Annotated in this window: 22 protein-coding genes, 1 tRNA gene and 2 pseudogenes; 17 read left to right on the top strand and 8 right to left on the bottom strand. The window is 38.2% G+C overall.

From position 1 onward, the window contains the following. Positions 1-104, bottom strand: a pseudogene (locus FGQ66_RS15715) (aggregation-promoting factor); the annotation flags it as partial. Between the two features lie 343 nt (positions 105-447). On the opposite strand from FGQ66_RS15715, the gene FGQ66_RS11475 reads away from it, so the two are divergent. After that, a complete protein-coding gene (locus tag FGQ66_RS11475) occupies positions 448-882 on the top strand; it encodes a universal stress protein (protein ID WP_005877054.1) in 435 nt (144 codons plus the stop codon). 18 nt (positions 883-900) lie between these two features. Then, entirely contained in the window at positions 901-1,197 is a 297-nt protein-coding gene (locus FGQ66_RS11470) for a hypothetical protein (RefSeq protein WP_138302462.1), read from the top strand. A gap of 48 nt (positions 1,198-1,245) precedes the next feature. Here FGQ66_RS11470 and FGQ66_RS15710 read toward each other — a convergent pair. Both FGQ66_RS15710 and FGQ66_RS15440 read right to left on the bottom strand, forming a co-directional pair. Then, positions 1,246-1,365 (bottom strand): annotated as a pseudogene (locus FGQ66_RS15710) (DUF3788 family protein); the annotation flags it as partial. A 189-nt stretch (positions 1,366-1,554) separates the two neighbouring features. Continuing rightward, a complete protein-coding gene (locus FGQ66_RS15440; RefSeq protein WP_138302461.1) occupies positions 1,555-1,812 on the bottom strand; it encodes a glucose uptake protein in 258 nt (85 codons plus the stop codon). A 164-nt stretch (positions 1,813-1,976) separates the two neighbouring features. On the opposite strand from FGQ66_RS15440, the gene FGQ66_RS11460 reads away from it, so the two are divergent. The 3 genes from FGQ66_RS11460 to FGQ66_RS11450 all read left to right on the top strand — a co-directional run bounded on the left by FGQ66_RS11460 (position 1,977) and on the right by FGQ66_RS11450 (position 3,116). Beyond that, positions 1,977-2,240 (top strand): hypothetical protein, encoded by a 264-nt coding sequence (locus tag FGQ66_RS11460; protein WP_005877059.1) that lies wholly within the window; start codon positions 1,977-1,979, stop codon positions 2,238-2,240. Between the two features lie 19 nt (positions 2,241-2,259). After that, positions 2,260-2,448, top strand: a complete 189-nt coding sequence (gene ykzS, locus FGQ66_RS11455) for a protein YkzS (protein ID WP_005877061.1) — start codon at positions 2,260-2,262, stop codon at positions 2,446-2,448. Positions 2,449-2,744: 296 nt separating this feature from the next. After that, on the top strand, positions 2,745-3,116 hold the full coding sequence (locus FGQ66_RS11450; RefSeq protein ID WP_005877063.1) for a YxeA family protein: 372 nt from the start codon (positions 2,745-2,747) through the stop codon (positions 3,114-3,116). A gap of 149 nt (positions 3,117-3,265) precedes the next feature. Here the strand turns inward: FGQ66_RS11450 and FGQ66_RS11445 are convergent. The 3 genes from FGQ66_RS11445 to FGQ66_RS11435 all read right to left on the bottom strand — a co-directional run bounded on the left by FGQ66_RS11445 (position 3,266) and on the right by FGQ66_RS11435 (position 4,624). Beyond that, positions 3,266-3,338, bottom strand: a tRNA-Gln gene (locus FGQ66_RS11445). Positions 3,339-3,386: 48 nt separating this feature from the next. Then, positions 3,387-3,812 (bottom strand): outer membrane protein assembly factor BamD, encoded by a 426-nt coding sequence (locus tag FGQ66_RS11440; RefSeq protein ID WP_005877064.1) that lies wholly within the window; start codon positions 3,810-3,812, stop codon positions 3,387-3,389. A gap of 59 nt (positions 3,813-3,871) precedes the next feature. Then, entirely contained in the window at positions 3,872-4,624 is a 753-nt protein-coding gene (locus FGQ66_RS11435) for a C39 family peptidase (RefSeq protein WP_171024608.1), read from the bottom strand. A gap of 315 nt (positions 4,625-4,939) precedes the next feature. On the opposite strand from FGQ66_RS11435, the gene FGQ66_RS11430 reads away from it, so the two are divergent. After that, positions 4,940-5,137 (top strand): hypothetical protein, encoded by a 198-nt coding sequence (locus FGQ66_RS11430; RefSeq protein ID WP_005877067.1) that lies wholly within the window; start codon positions 4,940-4,942, stop codon positions 5,135-5,137. A gap of 108 nt (positions 5,138-5,245) precedes the next feature. Beyond that, the gene (locus FGQ66_RS11425; protein ID WP_081133477.1) at positions 5,246-5,734 is read left to right on the top strand and encodes a hypothetical protein; all 489 of its coding nucleotides are present in this window, start codon (positions 5,246-5,248) and stop codon (positions 5,732-5,734) included. A gap of 108 nt (positions 5,735-5,842) precedes the next feature. On the opposite strand, the gene FGQ66_RS11420 is transcribed toward FGQ66_RS11425, so the two are convergent. Beyond that, on the bottom strand, positions 5,843-6,439 hold the full coding sequence (locus FGQ66_RS11420) for a nitroreductase family protein (RefSeq protein ID WP_081133478.1): 597 nt from the start codon (positions 6,437-6,439) through the stop codon (positions 5,843-5,845). Positions 6,440-6,809: 370 nt separating this feature from the next. On the opposite strand from FGQ66_RS11420, the gene FGQ66_RS11415 reads away from it, so the two are divergent. The 6 genes from FGQ66_RS11415 to pheT all read left to right on the top strand — a co-directional run bounded on the left by FGQ66_RS11415 (position 6,810) and on the right by pheT (position 19,843). Beyond that, on the top strand, positions 6,810-8,276 hold the full coding sequence (locus FGQ66_RS11415) for a peptide MFS transporter (RefSeq protein WP_081133479.1): 1,467 nt from the start codon (positions 6,810-6,812) through the stop codon (positions 8,274-8,276). A 141-nt stretch (positions 8,277-8,417) separates the two neighbouring features. After that, on the top strand, positions 8,418-11,948 hold the full coding sequence (locus FGQ66_RS11410) for a PD-(D/E)XK nuclease family protein (protein WP_138302460.1): 3,531 nt from the start codon (positions 8,418-8,420) through the stop codon (positions 11,946-11,948). Beyond that, positions 11,945-15,664 carry a helicase-exonuclease AddAB subunit AddA gene (gene addA, locus FGQ66_RS11405; RefSeq protein WP_138302459.1) on the top strand — a complete coding sequence of 1,240 codons (3,720 nt, stop codon included), beginning with the start codon at positions 11,945-11,947 and terminating at the stop codon, positions 15,662-15,664. Before FGQ66_RS11410 ends, addA begins: the two co-directional genes overlap by 4 nt. A gap of 69 nt (positions 15,665-15,733) precedes the next feature. Then, positions 15,734-16,075 carry a winged helix-turn-helix transcriptional regulator gene (locus FGQ66_RS11400; RefSeq protein ID WP_005877078.1) on the top strand — a complete coding sequence of 114 codons (342 nt, stop codon included), beginning with the start codon at positions 15,734-15,736 and terminating at the stop codon, positions 16,073-16,075. A 297-nt stretch (positions 16,076-16,372) separates the two neighbouring features. After that, positions 16,373-17,416 carry a phenylalanine--tRNA ligase subunit alpha gene (gene pheS, locus FGQ66_RS11395; protein WP_005877080.1) on the top strand — a complete coding sequence of 348 codons (1,044 nt, stop codon included), beginning with the start codon at positions 16,373-16,375 and terminating at the stop codon, positions 17,414-17,416. Between the two features lie 6 nt (positions 17,417-17,422). Beyond that, positions 17,423-19,843 carry a phenylalanine--tRNA ligase subunit beta gene (pheT, locus tag FGQ66_RS11390; RefSeq protein WP_138302458.1) on the top strand — a complete coding sequence of 807 codons (2,421 nt, stop codon included), beginning with the start codon at positions 17,423-17,425 and terminating at the stop codon, positions 19,841-19,843. Positions 19,844-19,899: 56 nt separating this feature from the next. On the opposite strand, the gene trpS is transcribed toward pheT, so the two are convergent. After that, the gene (gene trpS, locus FGQ66_RS11385) at positions 19,900-20,910 is read right to left on the bottom strand and encodes a tryptophan--tRNA ligase (protein WP_005877083.1); all 1,011 of its coding nucleotides are present in this window, start codon (positions 20,908-20,910) and stop codon (positions 19,900-19,902) included. A 254-nt stretch (positions 20,911-21,164) separates the two neighbouring features. On the opposite strand from trpS, the gene FGQ66_RS11380 reads away from it, so the two are divergent. Genes FGQ66_RS11380 through FGQ66_RS11365 form a run of 4 tightly spaced genes read left to right on the top strand, consistent with a single transcriptional unit; the run spans position 21,165 to position 24,070 of the window. Next, on the top strand, positions 21,165-21,902 hold the full coding sequence (locus FGQ66_RS11380; RefSeq protein ID WP_016176731.1) for an amino acid ABC transporter ATP-binding protein: 738 nt from the start codon (positions 21,165-21,167) through the stop codon (positions 21,900-21,902). Between the two features lie 20 nt (positions 21,903-21,922). After that, a complete protein-coding gene (locus tag FGQ66_RS11375) occupies positions 21,923-22,738 on the top strand; it encodes a transporter substrate-binding domain-containing protein (protein ID WP_005877086.1) in 816 nt (271 codons plus the stop codon). Positions 22,739-22,750: 12 nt separating this feature from the next. Continuing rightward, positions 22,751-23,398, top strand: coding sequence for an amino acid ABC transporter permease (locus tag FGQ66_RS11370; protein ID WP_016176730.1), 648 nt, complete (start codon positions 22,751-22,753; stop codon positions 23,396-23,398). Positions 23,399-23,413: 15 nt separating this feature from the next. Further along, the gene (locus FGQ66_RS11365; RefSeq protein WP_005877089.1) at positions 23,414-24,070 is read left to right on the top strand and encodes an amino acid ABC transporter permease; all 657 of its coding nucleotides are present in this window, start codon (positions 23,414-23,416) and stop codon (positions 24,068-24,070) included. The last annotated feature ends 203 nt before the right edge of the window (positions 24,071-24,273 follow it).

Raw genomic sequence — 24,273 nt, 5'->3', positions numbered from 1 at the left:
GATTGAACGGTATAAGCTTCGTCCGCATGTGCAGATGTACCCATAAAGAATAGAGCGCCGGCAGCCAAAGTTGTTCCAAAAAGTAATGTTTTAAGTGATTTCATGTAAAATCTCCTTCGTCGTTTTAAAAAGTATTTGTTGTGTTCAACGAGGAATACTTTAACACGTGGAAATATTTCATAGGTAATAGCTTCATGACACTTTGTGACAAATCTACGTTTTTTGTAACAAACAGGTTATCGGAAAATGTGAATTAAAATGAGAAAAAAGTCATAAAGTTTTATTATAGGGGCGGATGTAGGCTATTAAAATTAGAAAGTAAATAAAGATAAAAGTTCAATAAAACACTTTTTTTCTAAAAAAAATGAGTAAAAATAGTCAAAACAGCGTATTTTTTTTTTAATTTGAAGGAGGATGTTACAATGAAAGAAACAAGGAGGCGATGATATGAGTAATAGATATTCAAAGATAATGGTAGCGGTGGATGGATCAAAGCAAGCGGAAAAGGCATTTTTGGAAGCCCTTGATTTAGCGAAAGATAATGAAGCAGAGTTAATCATTATTTCAATTATCAACAAAGTGGAGTTGACTCATAGTGCTTATGCCTTCTCAAAGATCTATGCAGAAGAGAAACAAAAGATCGAAGTTGAAATGTTAAAAAAAATCCACGATGCAAAAGAATATGGTTTGACTGAAATCCATGCAATTGTTGAGACAGGTGATCCACGACACTTGATTGGTACTGTTTTTCCAACACAAGAAAATGTGGATTTGATCGTGATGGGGGCTACTGGAAAAGGTGCAATCCAACAAGCATTGGTGGGATCGACAGCTTCCTTTGTCGTTGCTCATGCCTCTTGCAGTGTATTAGTAGTGAAATAAAAGAGGGAGGGAACTATCATGGTACGTCCACAAGAAGTAAAGGCACCAAAGGAAAAAATCGAAGTGCTTGCTATTTTAGAAGATGGGACGAAAACGAGAAAAGGCTATTCCGTTGCTTTAGTCAAATGGTATGCAAAAAAAGCAATCGCTATAAGATGGGATGGGGAGGATGCACAGGACAAAGGATTCCCAGTAACAGTAAATGGGTACCATCCTGCATGGTTCGTTTTACCAGATAAATTAACGGAACTTTATAGTAAAGATTACAAAGAATTGATCAGTACGATGCGATTTATTGAGGATTTGGACAAATAGAAAAGAAGAATGTGGGACAAATCTAAAAATCAGGTTTGCTACAGATTCTCGAATAAACGGTGGGAGCAGAAGCAACTCCTTCGGGAATAAGCCAAAATTCACAAAAATTTGAAAAGCATTTTTCGTGAATTTCTTCTTATTTCTCGGAGTTAAACACTTCTGTCCCAACCTCGCTCTTTCAGGAGTAAAAAATGAAAAAAGGTTATTTGGGATGAGTAAACTATATGAATCCAACCTTAAATCTAGCTTAAAAAGAGTTCGTTTTAAGAATGAAAAAATCTATTGTTATACGTAAAAAATAGTTAGATGTCTTGGATCAAACAGGCCCATCCAACTATTCTTTGAATTTGATATATATTACTTTTGCTGTTTATATAAGTAGTAAATCCAAAGAATCAGAAGTAAAGAAGATATCAATAGTCCTGCGGTATTCTTCATCAGGACAATGGGCGTTTCCCAATGTCGAAAGGAAAAGATTTGATAAGTGAAGTAAGCGCAAGGGAGGCTGGCAATTAAAATGGAAAATTTTTTCTTCGTCCATTTTATGTAGTAAAAAAGGATGCTCAACATGATAAAAAAAGGAATATAAAATATCAGTTGTCCGATTGCAATCATATAACGCCTCCTATTATTTAAAATCCCTGATACAAAATAACACTTTGTGAGATTATACGCAAGCGATACGTGGAAGTTTTCTTTATAAATGTTGTTTTTTTCATTCTTTTGATTATCTCCTCTGTTCTTGCTATAATTGTGTCGAAAGAAAGGATGAAAATTTCATGGATCAAGTAATGTTAGAAGTCGATTTACATTTAGTAAACAATATCCGCGTCATTTACTATCTTGTAAGTAACAGCGTAGAAAAGAGAGTATTAATCAACAAAATCAACGGGATATTAGCAAAAAAAGATGTTCATCATTTTAGTAATGGAGAAGATAGCTATTATAGTATTCCAGTTGAGAAAGTACTTTACACAACGGTGAATGTAAGGAAGGATCTCGACACAAAAACAGTCCACGACCCAATTTTTACCACTTATTGATGGGGAACGGAGGAAAACGATGAATCCATATGAAGCACTTATCCAGGATTTGATTGATGGGAAAATTGAGAAAATAGATGTCAATAGAGAAGATGTCATGCTCTTTCGTGAAGCATGGCTTAAATTAGAGGATCGTAAATATGTTGTAGGTAAAGCGCTGCTCAATGGCAATGTAACTTATCATTATGATCCAACACGTTTATACTAAGTAAGCTGCTCGAAATAATCAGTACGAAAAAAGAAGATCCAACTGCCACAAAATGTTTCCTAATTTGTGGCAGTTGGATCTTTTTTGTGGAGATCGGGTTGTACATCTGTCTGTTTTTTGTTCTATTTCATCATACACACCATCTTTTTGACAACAAACATCTGAATACATTTGTTTTTTTATGGAGTATCTGCTATTTTCTGAGCCAAAGTATGAGAGAAAATTACAACCATAGACGGATGAGCCTTTGCTTTTTTATTTATATAATGGAAAAGTAATCAACTAGGAGGGAAAAAATGAAGGTATTAAAGATTTTAGTCGGCATTGCTTGTATGGCTGGTGTTATGTTATTTGGTTTAAAAATATATACGCAACATTCTCATAGCGAGATGGCAGGAGTAATGGATCAGCTAAATCCCCTTGTGACTAGGGGAGAAGTATATGTGAAAACCACGAAACCTGAAGAGGTCAACTCTTACGGTACAGCTAAATATGTCCAGACGGCTGCCGACAGTGACGGAAATGAACGGACAATCGAATATAATGGCATTTCCGTTTTAAAAGAGAACTGCTATTTAAAAATCACGAATAAAGGCGCACACGTTGAAACATACGAAGAAATAGACAAACAAGCAGTACCAGAAAAAGCATTAGCAATTATTGGATAAACTATATTTTTATTATGTAAACCTATGGATGGGTAAATCATAAAATCGTTGTTTTTTGAAAAAACAAGCCAGATCATCTAAGAAATAGACGAAGCTATTTCGGATGATCTGGCTTGTTTCGCGTAGTGGTGTGTTTTTCACTATTTTTATTGGGATGGCAGGGTTCGAACCTACAATTGCTTGATTCAGAGTCAAGTGCCTTACCAGTTTGGCTACATCCCATTCAATCAACAAAAATAGTTTAGCACTTAATTAAAAAAACGCAAGTTATTAATCTTTTGTGTAGAGCACTTCTTTAAGTAGGACTACTCGTTTCTCTATTTTTTTGATCAAACTGGACGGAAGAGAAATCAACGTTGCTGCAGATAATACTGTAGTAAGAAGCAGATATTCTTCCTGTTGGTTGCCGAGTATTTGATAAATTGTAGCTAAGCGTTCAATATACTCAAAGCGCGTATAACCAGTTCGAGTGATCAAAAATTTTAAAAGATCGATCGCTTTTGAATAGTCTTTCTCAGAATAATAACTGAGAGCTTGACGATAAAGTTTTATTTCCAGCTCATTGAGAGAAGCAGGGCTATAGCGGTTTGTCCATTCTTTTACTGATACTTTTCGTTGAACATTCCCTTTGGTATCTCTAACAAAAATAATCGGCATGTCATTTGGGTCTATCTTTTTATGAATAAATCGTTCCATTTCCCTTGCTCCTTTCTCTTTTTCTTTAGCTAGAGTATAAGATACTTTCAAAAAAAATACTAGCTTTTCTTTAAAGTCAGCATTTGGCCGCCCATTGCCGTAAAAATTTTATTAAAATCGTTTATTGGAACAGCTCGATTTTTTTCTCCATAAGGATCATTGACATAGATCGTTGTATCGTCATAACCTGTGACCACACAAGCGTGTATCAAAGGGGTTACTTTGACTTCACCATTATTGGTTGTCCATGTTGTGAAATCACTGTCAGTAGGTACCTGAAAATCAATAGTGACAGAAGTCCATACAGGTTCTTCTTTTTGCAACGCTTTTCTGATATCTTTTAAGGTCGCATCTGTTTTTGGTTCAGTATAATAATCTGTGCCGACGATTTCTTGAGCTAAAGCAGCAATAGGAGGAACATAGACGCCCATTGCCCAATCGCCGCCAGTAATATCACCAACGAAGCCTTCATTTGGATCACCGTGAGTACCGTCTGCATTGAAGACAGGGACATAAGTCAACTGATCTGCTAATTGGTTTTTCGTCGTAGTGTATCCATAATAAGCTAAAAGCATCGAAAGGGAAGTTACTTCACATCCATTTTCTAAAGCGGGTGCATCAAATTGATTTTCTAAAGGAACATCAAGCAAGACTTCTTTTTTTTCTTTTGAGGAGGAACTGCTGACTTGTTCTGCTGTGGAGAGAGAGGCTTTCTCACCCTCGTTTCGATGCAGAACATAGTACGTGCTAGAAAGAAAAATCAATGCTAGACTACCTAAAAACATGATTTTTTTTGCGTGTTTTTTTTTCATTAGAATACTTCCTTCGTCTAGTCTGTCCTATAGTATAATGGTTTTTATTTAAAAACAAATGAAATTTGACTTTTCTAATTAAAAAAGAACAAGTTTCCCTTAAGAAATAACGATTGTTCTGTAAAATAAATAAAATATTTTGACTTGCCAACTGTTTTAATTGTGAAAACGAAATCAATACGCTATAATGCCAATAAGGTTAAAGAACAATTAATAAAAAACGAACTTTTAAAGACAATGAAAATTGAGATAGTACTACTACTTTTTTTGAGGATTATTCGTCTGTAAGAGTTTTAGCAGTTTAGGAGGATTTTGATGACGGAAGAAATGATCAATTTAGGAGAGCAATACTCATGTAAGCCAATCGGGTTTACACAGACAGTCGTTGGCGAAGTAGTTTCAAAAATGACAAACTGTGCCGTAGTCAAAGTTGCTCAATGCGCTTCTGAGGACCAAGATTTACTAGAAGAAAAAGCCAGTATGGTTGTGGCAAAATATGATACATTTGAATAAGAAAGAAAATATGGACATGCAACAACAGGTTTGATGCTGCAAGTCCTTTTACTATGTAGAGGTTTATTTCTTTTTCTGGATGTGAGAAAAGGAAAGAGGTGTAGGTAAATGATTAGTCTATTTACGATATTATTGTTTTTGTTTGTACTAGCGATGTGCTTGTTTCTTTGGCTTGTCCGCAGAGAAATCATCTATAAGACAGTTAGAAATCGCTGGGTATATTTAGTGGTGCCTTTCTTAGCTATATTAGTGTTATGGTTTACACTTATCAGTGAACCAAGTGTAGATGATTTAGCGAAAGGGATTTTATCAGCATTAGTCTTCATCAGTTTTCTACTCGATAGTCGGGGGATAACGGAAGAAGGGTTAGTGTTAAATAGTTTTGATAAGCGAGGAGTGCCGTTTTCTGAGATCAACAAGATTGTTCTTTATCAGCCCAAAGGTTCAAACGAAATCAAAATGAACTTTTTTCGTAATGGTTGGCGGGGTCCACTAATGAAATTCTCTGTTTCGATGGAAGAATTAGTTTCTTTTTTAGCGCAACATCTAAATGAGGATGCTGAGATCGATATCATGATCGATTCAGATGAAGGATAGTGTGTTGTTGTGAACAAGCATAGAAGAGATCATGATTTAGAAATGACCTTAAAAAAGCTAGGTAGTTACGGTTTTCGTAACTACCTAGCTTTTCTTTAGGATGCTTGTTTAGTCAAATACGCGGAAACGATCTTCGTCATTCATGTATTCTTTTTCGCCAGCAGGTGTTTCTGGTGAACCGAATACTAATTGAGCGCGTAATTTCCAATTTGAAGGGATGTCCCATTCTTTAGCTACAGCATCATCAATTACTGGATTGTAATGTTGTAAGTTAGCGCCTAGTCCTTGGTCTGCTAATGCAACCCATGTATTTGCAGTAGCGATCCCGTTTGATTGTTCTGACCAATCTGGGAAATTATCTGCATATAATTCAAATTGTTCTTGAAGTCCTTTGACTACATCAGTGTCTTTAAAGAATAGAACAGTTCCGTATCCGTTTTTAAATCCGGCTAATTTGTTTTGTGTGTTTGGGAATGCTTCAGCAGGTGTCAATGGACGAAGTGCTTCTTCCGTCATTTCCCATAGTTTTTCATGTGCATCGCCAAAAAGAATCACTGCACGAGTAGACTGTGCGTTGAACGCTGTTGGGCTTTCTTTGATTGCTTCTTTGATCAATGCAGTTAATTCGTCATTAGATAAAGTGACATTACGTCCTAAATGATAGATAGAACGACGGTTTTTCAATGTATTTGTAAAAGTTGTCATGTTAAAATCTCCTTTGATTGCGTAGTGCATATTTTTTATGAGTACAAAAAGGAGTATATCATCTTACAAAAAGTAAGTAAAAAGAAATGCTCAGTAAAAAGAAATAAATTTTTTCTCTATGAAAAATGAATCGAACACAATAAATAAGGGAACGGTTACATTGCGATTAAACGAACTTCAATTCGCTTTTTCAAGATTGACATCTATATAATTATTAAATTCGTATATGTTTTTTCTTATTATTTTCCAATCGTTTTTTACTGATTTTTATAGAAAATAAGTATATATTTCTAAAATAAGTTTTTTAGCTATTTTTTTCGGGAAGTGTATATGTTATTTTCTGAAAATTTAAAGAATTGGGGTATAGATTATGGAAAATCAGCAAGACAAAGGCTTCTTCGGCCAGCCGAAGGGGTTGTCAACACTGTTCTTTACTGAAATGTGGGAACGATTTAGTTATTATGGTATGCGTGCATTACTTATCTACTATATGTACGATACTGTTACAAACGGGGGCCTTGGATTACCTCGTGCGTCAGCATTGGCGATCATGTCCATTTATGGTTCATTGATTTATATGTCAAGTATCGTTGGTGGTTGGGTTTCTGACCGCGTTCTAGGTGCGAAACGGACAGTGTTTTTCGGTGGTATCTTCATCATGCTTGGACACATCGTTCTTGCTTTGCCATTCGGAGTTTCTACATTGTTTATTTCAATGGCTTTGATCATTATTGGTACAGCCTTTTTGAAACCAAATGTTTCGGGAATGGTTGGGCATCTCTATTCGAAAACAGACTTGCGTCGTGATGCAGGTTTCTCTATTTTCTACATGGGGATTAACTTAGGTGCGATGATCGCTCCAATCATTGTAGGAACGCTTGGTCAAAATTATAACTACCATTTAGGTTTTTCACTAGCTGCTATCGGTATGTTCTTCGGTTTGTTGCAATATGTGATCCAAGGACGTAAAACGTTGGATGGTGTTGGAACAGTCGCACCAAATCCGTTGTCTCAAGAAGAACGTAAAGGATTTATCCGCAACTTAGTGATTGCGTTGATCGTTATCGTAGCTATTTTTGGTGGTGCACAAGTTACAGGACATTTAACAATTGATTTCTTTATAAATACAATCAGTGTCTTAGGTATTTTGTTGCCGTTGTACTACTTTATCAAAATGTTGACTTCAAAAGATGTAACAACAGATGAAAAACCAAAAGTTTGGGCATACATCCCACTATTTATTGCAGCAATCATCTTCTGGTCACTACAAGAACAAGGTTCTTCGATTTTAGCGTTGTTTGCTAGTGAACGTACACAATCTACATTGTTTGGAATGACTATTCCAGCAAGTTGGTACCAATCATTGAATCCGATCTTTATTTTTGCACTAACACCAGTATTCGTTACGTTATGGACAAAATTAGGGAATCGTCAACCGTCCACTGTGGTTAAATTCTCTTTAGGACTACTATTTGCAGGGTTGTCTTTCTTATTGATGATGCTTCCAGGTATGCTTTATGGAACATCTGGTAAAGTTAGCCCATTATGGTTGATCGGTAGCTTCTTGATCGTGGTTATCGCTGAATTATGCTTATCACCAGTCGGTTTATCTGCGACAACAAAACTTGCACCAAAAGCATTTGAATCGCAAACGATTGCCATTTGGTTCTTAGCTGATGCTTCATCGCAAGCAATCAATGCGCAAATCGCTCGTTTCTACACACCAGGTACAGAATCAATGTACTTTGGAATTGTCGGTGTGGTAGCAATCGTTGGAGCTGTTTTACTCTTTACGATCAAAGAACCAATCAAAAAATTGATGGGATCAATCCGTTAATCCATAAACATTAAAAAAAGAGGCAGTCGTTTATCGATTGTCTCTTTTTTTATTGTTCAAAATAGAGATGAAAGAACAAATGTTCACTCATTTTTGCTATAATAAATAAGAAACGGAATTCGATCATTAAGGAGGAGGAAAATGACTTTACAATTTATTCTTGGAACGAATCGGAAGGATCATCGCGCCACGTTGATCGCCGAAGCGGTGGAGTGGCTGGCGCAAGAAAAAGACCATCAAGTATTTTTCCTTGTACCTAATTATAATAAATTTGAACAAGAGCAAGAGATTTTGGCGCAGTTGCGTAAAGAAAATGGCAAGGAAACTTTCAGCACAACGAACGTTCAAGTCTTTAGTTTTTATCGTTTAGCTTGGTATCTGTTAGCACAAACGACTCTATTGTCTGGCAATGAGCTTTCAGAAGCGGGGTCGGCAATGATCTTACGGCAAATATTGGAAAAAAACGAAGAAAAATTAACGATTTTTCGTGGGGAAATCAATAAAAAAGGCTTTATTCAACAATTGCAGGATCTTTACAATGAAATGCGTGTGGGAAATATTTCTCCAAGCGATCTAGTTCTTTTCAAAGAGGAGAGAACACCAAAGGAAGAAGACCAGCAATTGAAATTAAAAGACCTCCAGCTTATCTTCTCTGAGTTCGAGGAGGAATTGATGAAGCGGGCGCTAAAGTTTGAAGATACTTTGACTGTTTTAGCGAGTTACATGAAGACGCTAGATATGAAAAATGTCAAATTTATCATCAGCGGTTTTTCTCGATTGAACGCACAGGAATACCAATTGTTGCAACTCATGATGGAAAAAGGGCATTTAGTCGTGGATCTGGTACTTGATCGGCCTTATATTGCCGAGATGCCAGAAGTACTGACTTTATTCCATGAAACTGGAAAACTGTATTTTCAGTTGATCACTAGCGCAAAAGAACGAAAAGTGCCGGTTTTTGTTGAAAAATATGCTGTCGATCGAGCACTGCCACCTGCATTGCAGAGTGTATTAACGGTCTGGGAAGATACTTCAAGCAATAAAAAAGCCAAGCCGATAAAACTGGGGCAGCAAGAAGACTTGCATATATGGGAGGCTGAGAATCCAACTGAAGAAGTCAGACAATTAGCTGTTGAGATCCGCCGATTAGTCAGTGAAGAAAATTATCGTTATCGCGATATCCAAGTCTTGACGAAGGAGATGGGGCTTTATGCGAATCTGCTGCAACCTATCTTTAAAGAAATGGCGATCCCTTACTATGTCGATGAAGATCAGCTGATGGAGAATCATCCGCTCATTGAATGGATCAATAGTTTGTTTGCATTAGATCGTTATGCGTATCGTTTGAATGACATCATGCGTTTTTTCAAAACAGAGCTGTTCATCTGCCGACAAGATGAGGTACTTGATTTAAAAAATTGGCAGGTGATGCGAAACCAATTCCGCACAAAACTGGATGTGACAGAAAACGTTGCATTAGCATATAACTATCAGGGAACTTATTGGACGAAAGAAAAGGACTGGCAATTTGTTTCCTATGATTTTGAAGCGGAACAATTAGAAGACGTTCAAAAGTTAGAAAAACAATCAAACGAGATCCGCCACTTCTTCAAAGAAATGGTTCCTCCTTTTTTTGAAAAAATCAAAGAATGTAAGACTGGACAAGAAGGTGCGTCCGTCTTTTACCAATTTTTAGTTCAGAGTGGTGTCCAGCAGCAATTACTGTTTTGGCGCAATCAGGAAATCGAACGTGGGAATCTAGCAGAAGCAAGGAACCATGAACAAACATGGGAAGCATTGATCGATCTATTGGATGAATATGCGTTGATCTACGGAGAAACACCATTTGATTGGAGCTTGTTCCAAGAAATCATGTCTAGCGGATTAGAGAATTTAAGCTATGGGAAGATCCCAACGGCAATCGATCAGGTCAGAATCAACCGTTTGGAACTTGTTCGGCCAAACCAGGCGAAAATCACTTTTGCCATTGGCCTAAATGATCAAGTTTTCCCTGATCGTCATGAAACGAAAGGACTGCTTTCAAGTGAAGAAAGAGAAACACTGAACGCAAGATTGGGAGAAGAACAGTTTCTATTTGATCCAGCTAAAGAAACGATGTCCTTCGAGCCTCTACAAGCCTATTTCGTCTTTTCTTCTGCTACGGAACGTTTGTACTTGAGTTATGCGGAAAGTTACGATACGAATACATTGAAAATGTCTCCGTATCTACGTCGTATCCTTGAATATTTAACGATCCCAATCGAACGAAAAGAACATCTCCACTTGGATGGCGATCCTAGTTGTTATGTCGGCACGTATCGAAGTGCGATCAATATCATCAATGGTGTCTATCGTTTAGCTAAAGAAGAGAAACAACCACTTGCTGCTTACTGGCAGGAGTTGCGGACTGTCGTCTTACAGTCGAGATGGCGTAATTTTGCTTTGCGTATTTTCGAAAGCCAAGATCATTTAAACGTACCTGTCTCACTGCCGCAAAAGATGGCAGAAGAGCTTTATGGCAAGGAAATCTATACGTCGATTTCCAGAATGGAGAACTTCTATAATTGCGAGTACAAATACTTTGTACAGTTTGGGCTGAAACTCAAAGAACGGATGGTTTATGGCCTAACGCCAGCGGCTACTGGAGATTTTTACCATGAGTCGCTAGACCGTTTCTTCAAATTGCTTTTCTCAAATCAGTTGTCATTAGTTGAAATGACGGACAAACAGCGAAAAGAATTTACGGAAAAAGTACTGCAGGAAGTGTTTGGCGAATTACGTTTTGAGATTCTGGATAGTTCTGCCCGTATGAATTACATTCGTTATCAATTGGGGCAAACGATTCAAAAAGTAGCTTGGGCGTTGCAAAAACAAAGTAGAAATACTGGGTTGAAACCATTGCAGACAGAGATTTTATTTGGTCAAATCGCAGGTGCAAATGGTATCCCTGGCTTAGAACTTCCGTTGAACAATGGCGGGAAATTACATGTACGTGGAAAAATCGATCGAGTGGATGTCGCTGTTGAAGAAGCAGAAACATGGTTGAGTGTCGTTGATTATAAATCTAGTGGTCGTTCCTTTGATGTGACGGAAGCATATTATGGGATGGCAATGCAATTATTGACCTACTTAGATGTGGCATTGATGGATGCGGTCCGTCTCACAGGCAAGGCAGCTGTTCGTCCTGCAGGTTCCTACTATCTGCATGTCCATAATCCGGTACTGACGGATACTAACGAAGTAGAAAAAGACACATTGAAGAAATTCAGCTATGATGGTGTGTTTGTCGATGATCCAGGACTGTTGGAAGTGTTGGACCATTCTTTAGAAGCTAAAGAAAATTCTTTGATCTACCCAGTGAAAAAGAATGCGAAGGACGAATATCAAAAAGGAAGTTTCAGCAAAGATAAATTCTATACAGAAGAAGAGTTGCAGCTTTTTATGGCGCATAACCGAGCGAATATGCGTTTAGCGGGAGACAAGATCACATCTGGTGAAATCAAGCTGAATCCAGCATATAAGGACAAAGAACGAATTGCTTGTCAATTTTGTCCGTTTAGAAGTGTATGCACATTTGATGTGATGCTGAAGGAAAACAACTATCACCGCTTAGAAAAATTGAACAAAGAAGAAGCACTGCGTAGAATACTAAAAAGGAGCGAAGAAGAGTGAATCAAATTCCTTTAAAACCAGAAAATGAAAGATTTACCGATGAACAATGGCAAGCTATTTTTGATCAAGGAGACAACTTGCTTGTTTCAGCTTCAGCAGGTTCTGGGAAAACAACAGTACTTGTACGCAGAGTCATCGAGAAATTGAAGATGGGGGTCAATCTGGACGAGTTGCTGATAGTGACGTTTACCGAGGCGGCCGCACGAGAAATGAAGGAACGAATCCAGGAGGCACTACAAGAAGCAGTCAATACAGAAAGTGATCCCATTCGACAACAGCACTTCACTAAGCAGTTGGTCCTATTGCCAACGGCCAATATCTCAACATTGCATGCGTTCTGTCTGACAGTGATACGCCGTTATTACTATTTGATCGACATTGATCCGGTTTTTCGAATGTTGACAGATGAAACCGAAACGATCTTGATGAAAGAAGATGTCTGGGATGAATTACGAGAGGCGTTCTATGCTGAAAATAGGGAAGAATTTTTCCGATTGACGATGAATTTCTCGAATGATCGTTCAGATGATGGCCTAACCAATCTGGTCTTTTCACTTTATGAATTTGCTCGTGCGAATCCTGATCCAGAAGAGTGGTTAACAAAGTTAAGTGAGAGTTATCGCTTAGAGAATGGACTCGCTGATTCTGACCTATACAAAACACAGCTTCGTCCGCTGATTTTAGCTGATATGCATCAATGCGTGCAACTGTATGAGGAAATGGTGCAATTAGCACAGGAAGAAGGTCTTGAAAAAATGTACGATCAGGTATCTGGTGAAAAAGGCCAGATACAAGTGATCTATGAATATCTGTTACAAGACAAGATTCCAGAAGCCTACTCTGGATTAGAGGCGCTGACATTCACAACGTTTAAAAGTAGTCGGAAAGCCGAATTGAAAGAACGCTCTGCTGAGGTCAAAGAGTTAAGAGACCGTGCAAAAAAAATCATTCAGCAACTTGGTAAAAACTACTTTCCTGTGTCACCAGAACAAATGGAAGAGTTGACCCAAAAAGCATATCCGTTAGTGAAAGAAATGACAAAAGTCACAAAGGCATTTATGAATGGTTTTAGCCAGCGTAAACGTGAAAAAGGGCTATTGGATTTCAATGATCTAGAACACTTTGCTTTACAAATATTAACGAAAAAAACCGATGATACATGGTTGCCTAGCGAAGCCTCCGATCATTATCGCAAGCAATTCAAAGAAGTCATGGTGGATGAGTATCAAGATGTCAATCAGTTACAAGAAGCCATTCTTTACTGGTTGCGTGAACCAAATGAAACAAACGGTAACATGTTTATGGTAGGGGATGTCAAACAATCCATTTATTCGTTTCGTTTAGCAGACCCGAGCCTATTTATCCAAAAGTACGAAGCCTTTTCTAAAACAGAAGGCGGACGCCGTATCGTTTTAGCAGAAAATTTCCGTTCCAGAAAAGAAGTACTTTCATTCACAAATTTAGTCTTTGAACAAATCATGGACCCAGTAGTAGGTCAGATTTCGTATGATGATGCGGCAAAACTTGTTCTTGGTTTTCCTGATTTTCCAGAAACTGAACAATTTGAACCAGAAATATTGATTTACGAAAAAGAACAGGAAGAAACGACGATCGAATTGCCAGTGGATGATATTTTAGAAGACAAAACAGAAGGCGAATTGTTCATGACTGGATTGAAGATCCGCCAATTGATCGATGAAAAATTCATGATCTATGATAAAAAAATGAAAAAAAATCGACCTATCGAGTATAGAGATATCGTTCTTTTGACCCCTACAAAGAAAAATAATCTGACGATTTTAGAGATATTCAAGACATTTGATATCCCTTTGGAAATGAATGACGCCCAGAACTATTTTCAAGCAACAGAGATCCGAACGATGGTCTCTTTACTGCAATTGATCGATAACCCTTATCAGGACATTCCTTTAGCATCTGTTTTACGTTCACCGATCGTTGGATTGATCGAACCAGAACTTGCTCGAATTCGTTTAGCAGATCGGTCACATACGTATTATGAAGCTGTTCTTGCCTATCAAGCTGAACATACAGACGAACTTGCAGATAAGCTGAATCATTTTGGTGAACAGTTGGAGATATGGCGCGAACTAGCCCGCCGTTCTTCCATTACAGATCTTTTATGGTCTATCTATTATCAGACAGGTTACTTAGAATATGTAGCTGGGTTGCCAGCCGGGGCGCAACGCCAAGCAAATCTCTATGCGTTAGTCGATCGGGCAAAATCTTATGAAAAAAGCTCATTCAGAGGTCTTTATCAGTTTGTACGATTCATCGAAAAAATGCAGGAAAAAGACAAAGATCTTGCAGAGCCAGTTCTTGCATCTGTAGATAATGCAGTGCGTGTCATGACGATCCATGCAAGTAAAGGGTTGGAATTCCCAGTTGTTTTTCTATTGGATATGACAAAACAATTCAATCTCCAAGATTTAAGAAAAAGATATGCTTTTGAAGAAAAACTAGGGGCAGGTATCCGATACATGGATCCTGATACGCGCGTTCTCTACGACACATTGCCCTATCAAGCAATAAAATTAGCCAAACAAAATAAATTATTGTCTGAAGAAATGCGTAAATTATATGTAGGATTGACACGTGCCGAACAAAAACTGTTTATCGTGGGTTCTTACAAAAATAAGGAAGAAACGTTGAAAGTCTGGTCAGAAGTGGCTAACCAGACCTCCCTTGTTTTAGAGCCGTCGACTCGTTTGAAAGGAAAAGGCAGTTTGCTGAACTGGATCGGTTACAGCTTGATGCGTCATCCTAAAATGAAGGAATACGCGGAAGATACAACGGTCCATAATCAGTTGGGACAGTCGGAAAGCCGCTTTTCGATCACATGGATGAAGCAACAAGATATTGTAGAGAACCGCCAATCATTGGCAAGTGAGACGAAGAAAGAACTTGAATCAGTGAAGGTAGATCAAACACCACTTCAAGAATCATTGAAAGCCCGTTTAGCTTACAGTTATCCTTACAAAGCATCGACCCAGACAACAAGTTACCAATCCGTTTCAGAAATCAAGCGTTTATTTGAAGATCCAGATGATACGTCTGATTCCAAACTAGTTTGGGAAAACAATGAAAAACGGAGATATAATCAGCAATTCCGTTACACACAAGACACTTTGGCTGAGCCGAAATTCTTACAAAAAAGCCAAAAAATATCTGCTGCTTCTATTGGAACAGCTACGCACTATTTATTGCAGTTGCTTCCATTAGAGATGCCAACGAACGACTCCATCCGTTCTCTCTTAGAAGAGTTGGTCGCTAAACGGCTAGTCGATGAAAAAGTCGCTAAAAAAATCGATCTTTCTGGTATTTTGTGGTTTTATCAGACTGACCTTGGGAAACGGTTGGTGCAACATAGCGAACTAGTGAAACGAGAACAGCCATTTTCGATGCTCTTGTCTGCTGATCAAGTGTTCGATCAGTATCCAAATGAAGACGATGAATTGCTGATCCATGGGATCGTCGATGGCTACATCGAATTTCCAGAGTTTATCGAGTTGTATGATTTCAAAACTGACTATATTTCAAATGGTGAAAATCAAGCGGAAATAGAAAAAATCGTCCAAAAATATCAAGGACAATTGAATTTATACAAAAAAGCTTTGTCAGAAGCACTAGACAAACCAGTGACAAATGTGTATCTTATTTTATTGGGTGCGAAGAAAATAATAAATCTTAATAAATAATAATAATTGAGCAACTGCGACTTACACTTTGTAAGTAATATGCTATACTCTAAAAAAGAGGTGAGTAAGATGGAGCTAACACAGACAGAATTCACTCTATGTCCTAAATTTGAAAAAACTTTTTCGATATTAGGAAAAAAATGGAATGGGTTGATTATCGATGTATTGCTCGAAAACGGTCCGCAACGCTTTGTTGATCTCGCAGCGAAAATACCTATGGTGAGTGATCGCGTTTTAGTTGAACGATTAAAAGAGCTCGAACGAGAACGAATCGTCACAAGAAACCTTTCATGTAATGATTCTGGTCGTTCTGAATATATGCTGACTGAAAAAGGCGCAGATCTCCAAAAAGCAATGGTCCAATTGCAAGTTTGGAGTGAGAAGTGGGTCACTGAGGAAGAATGCAGTTGATTTTGTTTAGAAAATCTTGTAAACTAACGTTAGTTGAATAGATAAAGAACGATGACGAAAAAGAGTAATTTGGATAAACCTGACCAGGGAGATCTGTCATAGACTGTAAGCAGATCCTGTGTTTGAAAAATGAAGTTCACTTTCCGAGTTCGTCTGATGATCCAGACCGGCAATTGTCGTTAAAGAAAGTAAGTGTACGGTTTCGACCGTAAATTAGGATGGTAACGCGAAGACCTCGTTCCTTTACAGGAATGAGGTCTTTTTTTGTATTTGAATTTTGAAGGAGGAAACAGGCAAATGTCTTTACAAGCACAACTAGAAAGCTTGAAAGAAGCTACAATCGTTAAAATCACGACTGCACAAGATTTGAAAGAATTAAATCAAATCCGTATAGAAACTTTAGGAAAAAAAGGACCCATCACTGAAGTCTTACGTGGAATGAAAGATCTTAGTCCAGAAGAACGTCCTAAAGTAGGGAGTTTTGCAAACGAGATCCGTGACCTCTTAACAGCTGAAATCGAGCGTAAAAAACAAGAATTAGAAGAAGCTGCATTAAATGCTGCATTAGAAAAAGAAACGATCGACATTACTTTACCAGGTCGTCAGGTAAAACAAGGAACACGTCATATTTTGACACAGATCATGGAAGAAATCGAAGATATTTTTGTGGGAATGGGTTACCAAATCGTTGAAGGAAATGAAGTGGAATCAGACCATTACAATTTCGAACGGATGAATTTACCGAAAGATCATCCAGCCCGTGACATGCAAGATACTTTTTATATTTCTGAGGATATTTTGATCCGTACGCATACTTCACCTGTCCAAGCACGTACAATGGAAAAACATGATTTCTCTAAAGGCGCACTTCGAATGGTCTCTCCAGGAAAAGTTTTTCGTAGAGATACAGATGATGCAACCCACAGCCACCAGTTCCATCAAATTGAAGGACTAGTAGTTGATAAGAACGTTACGATGGGTGACTTAAAAGGAACATTAGAAGTCGTAATGAAAAAAATGTTTGGAGAAGACCGTGAAATCCGCTTACGCCCAAGCTACTTCCCATTTACTGAACCTTCTGTAGAAGTAGATGTGAGCTGTTTCAAATGTGGTGGTGCTGGCTGTAATGTCTGCAAACACACTGGCTGGATCGAAATCTTAGGTGCAGGGATGGTTCACCCGAATGTCTTGGAAATGTCAGGAATCGACCCAGAAGAATACTCTGGCTTTGCTTTTGGCCTTGGACCAGATCGAGTGGCAATGTTACGTTATGGTGTCAATGATATCCGTAATTTCTATCAAAATGACTTACGTTTCTTAAGTCAGTTCAAAGGGGAGTAAAAAAGCATGTTAGTTTCTTATAAATGGCTAAATAAATATATCGATCTATCAGCAGTTTCACCAAAAGAACTGGCTGATAAAATGTCTGTGACAGGGATCGAAGTAGAAGGAATCACTGTTCCAGAAGAAGGTTTGAAAAAAATCGTCGTTGGTGAAGTCATGGAGTGTGTGCCACATCCAGATTCTGACCATTTGTCGATCTGCCAAGTAGATATCGGTGAAGAAGAACTGTCACAAATCGTCTGTGGTGCACCAAATGTGAAAAAAGGGATTAAAGTGATCGTTGCTTTACCAAATTCACGCATTGCAGGAAATGTAAAAATCAAAAAAGGAAAAATGCGCGGACAAGTATCAAATGGAATGATCTGTGCGTTACAAGAAATTGGTTACTCTGATAGCGTCGTTCCTAAAGAGTATGCAGAAGGAATCTATTATTTGCCTCAAGATGCGGTCAATGGAGAACCAGTCTTTTCTTACCTTGATATGGACGATGCGATCATTGAGCTGTCGATCACACCAAACCGTGCAGATGCGTTATCTATGCGTGGAGTTGCCTATGAAGTGGGAGCAATCTATCGTCAAACACCGAAATTTGCAGATGAAAAACTAGTTGAAGTTGCGCGTAAAGCAGCCGATAAAATCGATGTAACCGTAGAGGATCAAGAATTAGTCCCTGCCTACCAGATTCGGATCATTGAAAATGTCAAGATCCAACCAAGTCCGCAATGGTTGCAAAATCTATTGATGAATGAAGGCATTCGTCCAATCAATAATGTCGTGGATGTCACAAATTATATCTTGCTCTTATTTGGACAACCGCTTCATGCATTCGATTATGATAAATTAGGTTCTAAAGAAATCGTTGTTCGCCATGCAAAAGACGCAGAAACAATGGTCACATTAGATGGAGAAACTCGTAATTTGACACCAGATAATCTAGTGATCACAAATGGAAAAGAACCAGTTGCATTAGCTGGTGTGATGGGTGGCCTTGACTCTGAAATCACAGAAACAACGACAACAGTCGCACTGGAATCTGCCTTGTTTGATCCAGTTTCGATCCGTCGTACAGCAAAACAATTCAATTTGCGCAGTGAATCTTCTGCACGCTTTGAAAAAGGAATCAACAAAGCAACGGTTGGTGAAGCAAGTGATGTTGCTGCTGCCATGATCCAGTCACTAGCAGGAGGAGAAGTACTAGAAGGTGCTGTCAAAGGTTCTGAATATCAAGCAAATGAAGTAGAAGTATCGATCACATTACCGCGAATCAACCAATATCTAGGAACAGCATTAACAGTAACTGAAGTGAATGAAATTTTTGAGGCATTAGGTTTCGGTTATCAAGTGACCGGGGAAACTTATATGGTCGTTGTTCCACCTAGACGCTGGGATATTCAAATCGAAGCTGACATCATCGAGGAAGTTGCTCGGATTTACGGCTATGATCGTTTGCCTTCTACATTGCCTAGCGGAGCAACTGTCGCAGGAAGTTTGACGAGTGAACAAGCAGCTACACGTAAGATCCGTACTTTATTAGAAGGTAGCGGATTAAGTGAAGCAATCAGCTATGCATTGACAACAGAAGAAAAATCTCGCCAATTCACAACAAAGGAATCACAGATCACAAGACTGGACTGGCCAATGAGTGAAGAACGTTCTGTCTTAAGAATGAATTTGATCAGTGGTCTATTGGATAATGTCAACTACAATGTGGCAAGAAAGAATAGTGATGTAGCGTATTATGAAGTAGGTCGTGTCTTCTACCAAGAAAATGATCCGTTGACACACTTGCCACAAGAAGTGAAACATGTTGCTCTAGCCTTGACAGGGACATGGCAGGAAAAGAGCTGGCAAGAAAAACCTGAAACAGTTGATTTTTATACGATCAAAGGTGTATTGGAAAACTTGTTTGAACAACTAGCAGTGGCAGATGAAATCTCTTATCAGCCAACTACTACCATGAAAGACATGCATCCCGGAAGAACTGCGGAAATCTATCTAGGAGAAACGTATCTTGGTTTTGTCGGTCAAGTTCATCCAAACACAGCAAAAGCATATGATATTCCAGAAACATATGTAGCGGAATTCGATTTGTCTTCAGTAGTTTCAGCCGCTCAAAAAGGGATCACCTTCCAAGCAGTGACGAAATTCCCAAGTGTGACACGTGACATTGCAATGTTAGTGAAAGAAACAGTAACAAATCAAGAAGTAATGACTGTCATTCGTGCAGCAGCAGGGAAATTTTTAACGAATATCCAATTGTTCGATGTCTATCAAGGACAAAATATCGAACCGGGATATAAATCGTTGGCGTACAGTTTGACGTTTACGAACCCAGAAGCCACAATGACTGATGAAGAAATCAATCAAGCGATGGCTAAAGTAGAGAAAAAACTGACCGAAACAGTCCAAGCAAATATTCGATAATAAAAAAACAATGACTAAATCAGTACGATTTAGTCATTGTTTTTTTGTTTATCCGATTAATTGAAGTAGTTGATACCCATTGCAGTTTTGACTTCTGCTAATGTTTTCGCTGCTACTTTTGCGGCTTTTGCGCTTCCTTCACGAAGAATCGCCATGACCGCATCTGGATCTTTGGCTAACTCTTCACGACGGGCGCGGATCGGCGCGAATTCTTCTTCTAAAACATCGATCAAGTAACGCTTGATCTTCACATCACCAAGTCCGCCACGACGATAATGAGCTTTCATCTCTTCGATTGCTTCTTTATCTTTTCCAAAGACATCTAAATAAGTGAAGACCATATTTCCTTCAACTTGTCCAGGATCTTCGACATGAATATGATTTGGATCAGTATACATACTCATAACTTTTTTCTTCACAACATCAGCAGGATCAGAGATGTAGATTCCGTTGCCTAATGATTTACTCATTTTTCCGTTACCATCAATACCAGGTAAGCGACCCATTCCTTTAGGTGGAAAAACACCTTTTGGTTCAACTAAGACATCACTGTACGTATGATTGAAACTTTGCACGATTTCTTGTGTTTGTTCCAACATTGGTTTTTGGTCTTCACCTACAGGAACTAGATTTGCTTTGAAGGCTGTGATATCAGCTGCTTGAGAAACGGGATAGATGAAGAACCCAGTGGGAACACTTTCACCGAATTTCTTTTGTTCAATTTCTGTTTTGACTGTAGGGTTACGACGCACACGACCTACGCTGACTAGATTCAAATAGTACATCGTCAACTCTGCTAATTCTGGTATTTGAGATTGAATAAAGAGTGTAGATTTTGCTGGATCAAGTCCTACTGCTAAATAATCGAGTGCAACCTCTAAGACATTAGAAGATACTTTTTCTGGGTTTTTAGCATTATCAGTCAATGCTTGCATATCAGCGATCATCACAAATAGTTGATTGTTCTCATCTGCTTGCATGTCGACACGTGTTTTTAATGAACCAACATAATGGCCTAAGTGTAATTTTCCTGTTGGTCGATCGCCTGTTAAAATAATATTTTTCAAAAAAGACACCTCTTTACGATTTCTAAGACTAAGCACTTCATATCTTACCGTTTTTTAGAGGAAGACACAACAGTTGCCAATCAAAATTCAAGTAAAATAGAGAAAAAAACGGTAAGATAGTCAAAGACTTGCTGGAAAAAGTATCTAGGAAAGTTTCAAAGAAACTTTACAAGTTGCTTACCTATCAGATATAATATGTTCTATTATATATCTTTAAAGGAAATCTTACTAAATAATAATGGGAGTGTAATGTGATGGCAATGATTAAATTTGATAACGTAGAGAAATACTACGGCAAATTCCAAGCTTTGAAAAACATAAACCTTGAGTTTGAGAAAGGGGAAGTCGTCGTTGTCATTGGTCCTTCTGGATCTGGGAAGAGCACTATGCTTCGATGTATCAATGGATTAGAAATGATCACTTCTGGAAAGCTGTTGATCAATGATATCGATCTACATGATAAAAAGACAAAGTTAACAGAAGTACGTAAAAATGTTGGGATGGTTTTTCAACATTTCAATCTTTATCCAAATAAAACTGTGTTAGAAAATATCACTTTGGCACCAATCAAAGTGTTGAAACAAGATCAGGCAAGTGCTGTAAAAAATGCAGAAAAATTTTTGAAGAAAGTCAATATGTTAGATAAAAAAGATTCTTATCCATCAATGTTGTCTGGTGGTCAACAACAGCGTGTAGCGATTGCTCGCGGACTTGCGATGAATCCTGAAATGCTGCTTTTTGACGAGCCAACTTCTGCACTTGATCCAGAAATGATCGGTGACGTTTTGGATGTTATGAAAAAATTAGCACATGATGGCATGTCAATGATCGTGGTTACTCACGAAATGGGATTTGCTAAAGAAGTAGCAGACCGCGTGATTTTCATGGCTGATGGAGAAGTGTTAGAGGACAGTCGTGATGTGAAGAATTTCTTTGAAAATCCAAAAGAAGAGCGAGCAAAACAATTCATCAGCAAAGTAATCAATCATTAATCATCAGTAGGAGGAATAAGATGCGTAAAAAATCGATTATTCGTTTATTTTTCCTTTTAGGGCTCATGTTTCTGGTATTGACTGGCTGTAAAGGAAAAAGTGTTGCAAATGAAAACATATTAGAACGTAGTAAAAAAACAGATACGATCGTTTGGGGCGTAAAATATGATACCCGATTGTTTGGTATGATGGACATCAAAAGCAGCAAAGTAGAAGGCTTTGATATTGATATTGCTAAAGCAATCACTGAGAAGATTCTAGGCAAACAAGGGAAAGCGGAATTTGTGGAAGTGACATCTAAAACACGTATTCCCCTATTGAAAAATGGGAACATTGATGCAATTATTGCGACGATGACGATCACGGATGAACGAAAAAAACAAGTTGACTTTTCGGAAGTCTATTTTGATGCAGGGCAGTCATTACTTGTTAAAAAAGGAAGTCCAATCAAAAGTGTGGATGATTTGAACGCGGATACAACGGTATTAGCGGTTAAAGGTTCAACTTCGGCCATCAATATCCGAAAACATGCGCCAGATGCAAAGATCCTTGAACTAGAAAACTATGCAGAAGCTTTTACAGCGTTGCAGTCAGGTCAAGGGGATGCGATGACAACAGATAATGCTATTTTATTAGGGATGGCAGATGAAAATCCTGAGTACACTTTAGCTGGAGGAGCGTTCACGAATGAGCCGTATGGGATTGCGATCAATAAAGGGCAGAAGGATTTCTTGGATGCTGTCAACAAAGCGTTGAAGGATATGCTTGCAGATGGCACGTATGAAAAAATCTACCAAAAATGGTTCCCAGGTTCAACGCAAGGGAAAGTGGATTAAGGAGGAAAAAGAATGGGTGAATTGATACAAACATACGGATCCACCTTCGTAGATGGATTTAAAATCACGATTTATTCAAGTATCTTAGCCTTGTTATTCAGCTTGATCATCGGTACATTGATGGCAATTTTCCAATTGTCGAAAAACAAACTAATCAGCGGTTTAGCAAAAGCTTATGTTGAATTTTTTAGAAATATTCCATTATTGATCATTGTGATGTTTTTCTATGTCGTTGTTCCTCTCTATTGGATCAGCTTTGATGGATTCCAAGCAGGAACGATCGGTTTGACAATCTACACATCTGCATTTATTGCAGAAACAGTGCGTTCAGGGATCCAAACAGTGCCAAAAGGTCAAACAGAGGCTGGATTGTCCGCGGGTCTTACTTATTCGCAGACGATGCGTTATATCGTTTTGCCTCAAGCATTTAAGATCGTGGTACCGCCGCTTGGCAACCAGTTTATCAATTTAGTAAAAAATTCTTCGATCTTGGCCATTGTTGCCGGCTTGGATCTAATGTACCAAGGAGACTTGATTGCGAGTGAAACATTCAATACATTCGATACGTATATCATTGTTGGGCTCTTTTACTTAGTGATTACTTTGCCATTGTCTTATTTGATGGTTTATCTTGAAAAAAAATGGGCAGTTCGTTCATAGAAAGGGGAGAACAGAATGGATTTTAGTGGCGCTTTTTCATGGATGAATATCCGCTTTTTATTAGAAGGACTAAAAGTCACGGTAGAAGTATCGTTGTTCTCGATCGTTTTTAGCTTTTTGATTGGCGGTTTGACGGGGGTCATCCGTTTCTCGAATATTCCTTATTTTTCAAAAATCTTAGGATTTGTGATCGATATCATACGAAATCTACCGTTATTGCTGATCATCTTTTTCACGTATTTTGCTTTACCGCAGATTGGAATTCAAATGAATATCTTCTGGTCAGCTGTTGCAGCATTAACGATTTTTGAATCTGCCATGTTATCAGAAATTTTTCGTGCCGGGTTGAATGCTGTTCCTAAAGGACAAATGGAAGCGGGGCTTTCTACAGGACTGACTTATGTTGAAACCATGAGAACCATTGTCTTACCGCAAGCCTTTAAATCAATGATTCCTGCTATCGTCAGCCAATTGATCTCATTGATCAAGGACACTTCTTTAGCGGTGATCATTTCATTACCTGAATTGACACACCAAGCACGAATCATCTACGGGCAAAACACGAATTATGTCTTACCGATGTTCGTCGCGATGACATTCATGTACTTCGTTGTTTGTTATGCATTATCATTGCTTTCTTCTTATCTAGAAAGAAGCAAATACAGTTATTAAACCAAAATCTAGGCTACCACAAGCTTTAAAGAGAAGCATAAATGCACGATCATTAGAAAAAACCGCTATTCGTAAAACGGGTCATTTTACGAGTAACGGTTTTTTTTGAATGAAACACATGTGAAATTTACTTTAGTAGCGACAAAAGTTATTTTGCAGTCAAGCTTAAGTTATCGATTTTTCTTAATAAGTTTTGTTTTGAC

The sequence above is a fragment of the Enterococcus sp. BSD2780061688st2 D3 genome, assembly GCF_005844145.1.
In the GTDB taxonomy this organism is placed as follows: Bacteria; Bacillota; Bacilli; order Lactobacillales; family Enterococcaceae; genus Enterococcus_B; species Enterococcus_B durans.
Note: the sequence above shows the minus strand (reverse complement) of the source record. Positions and strands in the feature narration are given on the sequence as shown.

What these genes read in the sequence shown, in the direction of transcription:
- pheS (WP_005877080.1), top strand. Translation starts at nt 16,373, where the DNA reads ATGTCTTTACAAGCACAACTAGAAAGCTTGAAAGAAGCTACAATCGTT.
- FGQ66_RS11440 (WP_005877064.1), bottom strand. Translation starts at nt 3,812, where the DNA reads ATGGAACGATTTATTCATAAAAAGATAGACCCAAATGACATGCCGATT.
- pheT (WP_138302458.1), top strand. Translation starts at nt 17,423, where the DNA reads ATGTTAGTTTCTTATAAATGGCTAAATAAATATATCGATCTATCAGCA.
- FGQ66_RS11420 (WP_081133478.1), bottom strand. Translation starts at nt 6,439, where the DNA reads ATGACAACTTTTACAAATACATTGAAAAACCGTCGTTCTATCTATCAT.
- FGQ66_RS11450 (WP_005877063.1), top strand. Translation starts at nt 2,745, where the DNA reads ATGAAGGTATTAAAGATTTTAGTCGGCATTGCTTGTATGGCTGGTGTT.
- FGQ66_RS11475 (WP_005877054.1), top strand. Translation starts at nt 448, where the DNA reads ATGAGTAATAGATATTCAAAGATAATGGTAGCGGTGGATGGATCAAAG.
- FGQ66_RS11380 (WP_016176731.1), top strand. Translation starts at nt 21,165, where the DNA reads ATGGCAATGATTAAATTTGATAACGTAGAGAAATACTACGGCAAATTC.
- FGQ66_RS15440 (WP_138302461.1), bottom strand. Translation starts at nt 1,812, where the DNA reads ATGATTGCAATCGGACAACTGATATTTTATATTCCTTTTTTTATCATG.
- FGQ66_RS11410 (WP_138302460.1), top strand. Translation starts at nt 8,418, where the DNA reads ATGACTTTACAATTTATTCTTGGAACGAATCGGAAGGATCATCGCGCC.
- FGQ66_RS11435 (WP_171024608.1), bottom strand. Translation starts at nt 4,624, where the DNA reads ATGAAAAAAAAACACGCAAAAAAAATCATGTTTTTAGGTAGTCTAGCA.
- FGQ66_RS11415 (WP_081133479.1), top strand. Translation starts at nt 6,810, where the DNA reads ATGGAAAATCAGCAAGACAAAGGCTTCTTCGGCCAGCCGAAGGGGTTG.
- FGQ66_RS11400 (WP_005877078.1), top strand. Translation starts at nt 15,734, where the DNA reads ATGGAGCTAACACAGACAGAATTCACTCTATGTCCTAAATTTGAAAAA.
- FGQ66_RS11365 (WP_005877089.1), top strand. Translation starts at nt 23,414, where the DNA reads ATGGATTTTAGTGGCGCTTTTTCATGGATGAATATCCGCTTTTTATTA.
- FGQ66_RS11370 (WP_016176730.1), top strand. Translation starts at nt 22,751, where the DNA reads ATGGGTGAATTGATACAAACATACGGATCCACCTTCGTAGATGGATTT.
- FGQ66_RS11425 (WP_081133477.1), top strand. Translation starts at nt 5,246, where the DNA reads ATGATTAGTCTATTTACGATATTATTGTTTTTGTTTGTACTAGCGATG.
- FGQ66_RS11375 (WP_005877086.1), top strand. Translation starts at nt 21,923, where the DNA reads ATGCGTAAAAAATCGATTATTCGTTTATTTTTCCTTTTAGGGCTCATG.
- FGQ66_RS11460 (WP_005877059.1), top strand. Translation starts at nt 1,977, where the DNA reads ATGGATCAAGTAATGTTAGAAGTCGATTTACATTTAGTAAACAATATC.
- FGQ66_RS11470 (WP_138302462.1), top strand. Translation starts at nt 901, where the DNA reads ATGGTACGTCCACAAGAAGTAAAGGCACCAAAGGAAAAAATCGAAGTG.
- FGQ66_RS11430 (WP_005877067.1), top strand. Translation starts at nt 4,940, where the DNA reads ATGACGGAAGAAATGATCAATTTAGGAGAGCAATACTCATGTAAGCCA.
- ykzS (WP_005877061.1), top strand. Translation starts at nt 2,260, where the DNA reads ATGAATCCATATGAAGCACTTATCCAGGATTTGATTGATGGGAAAATT.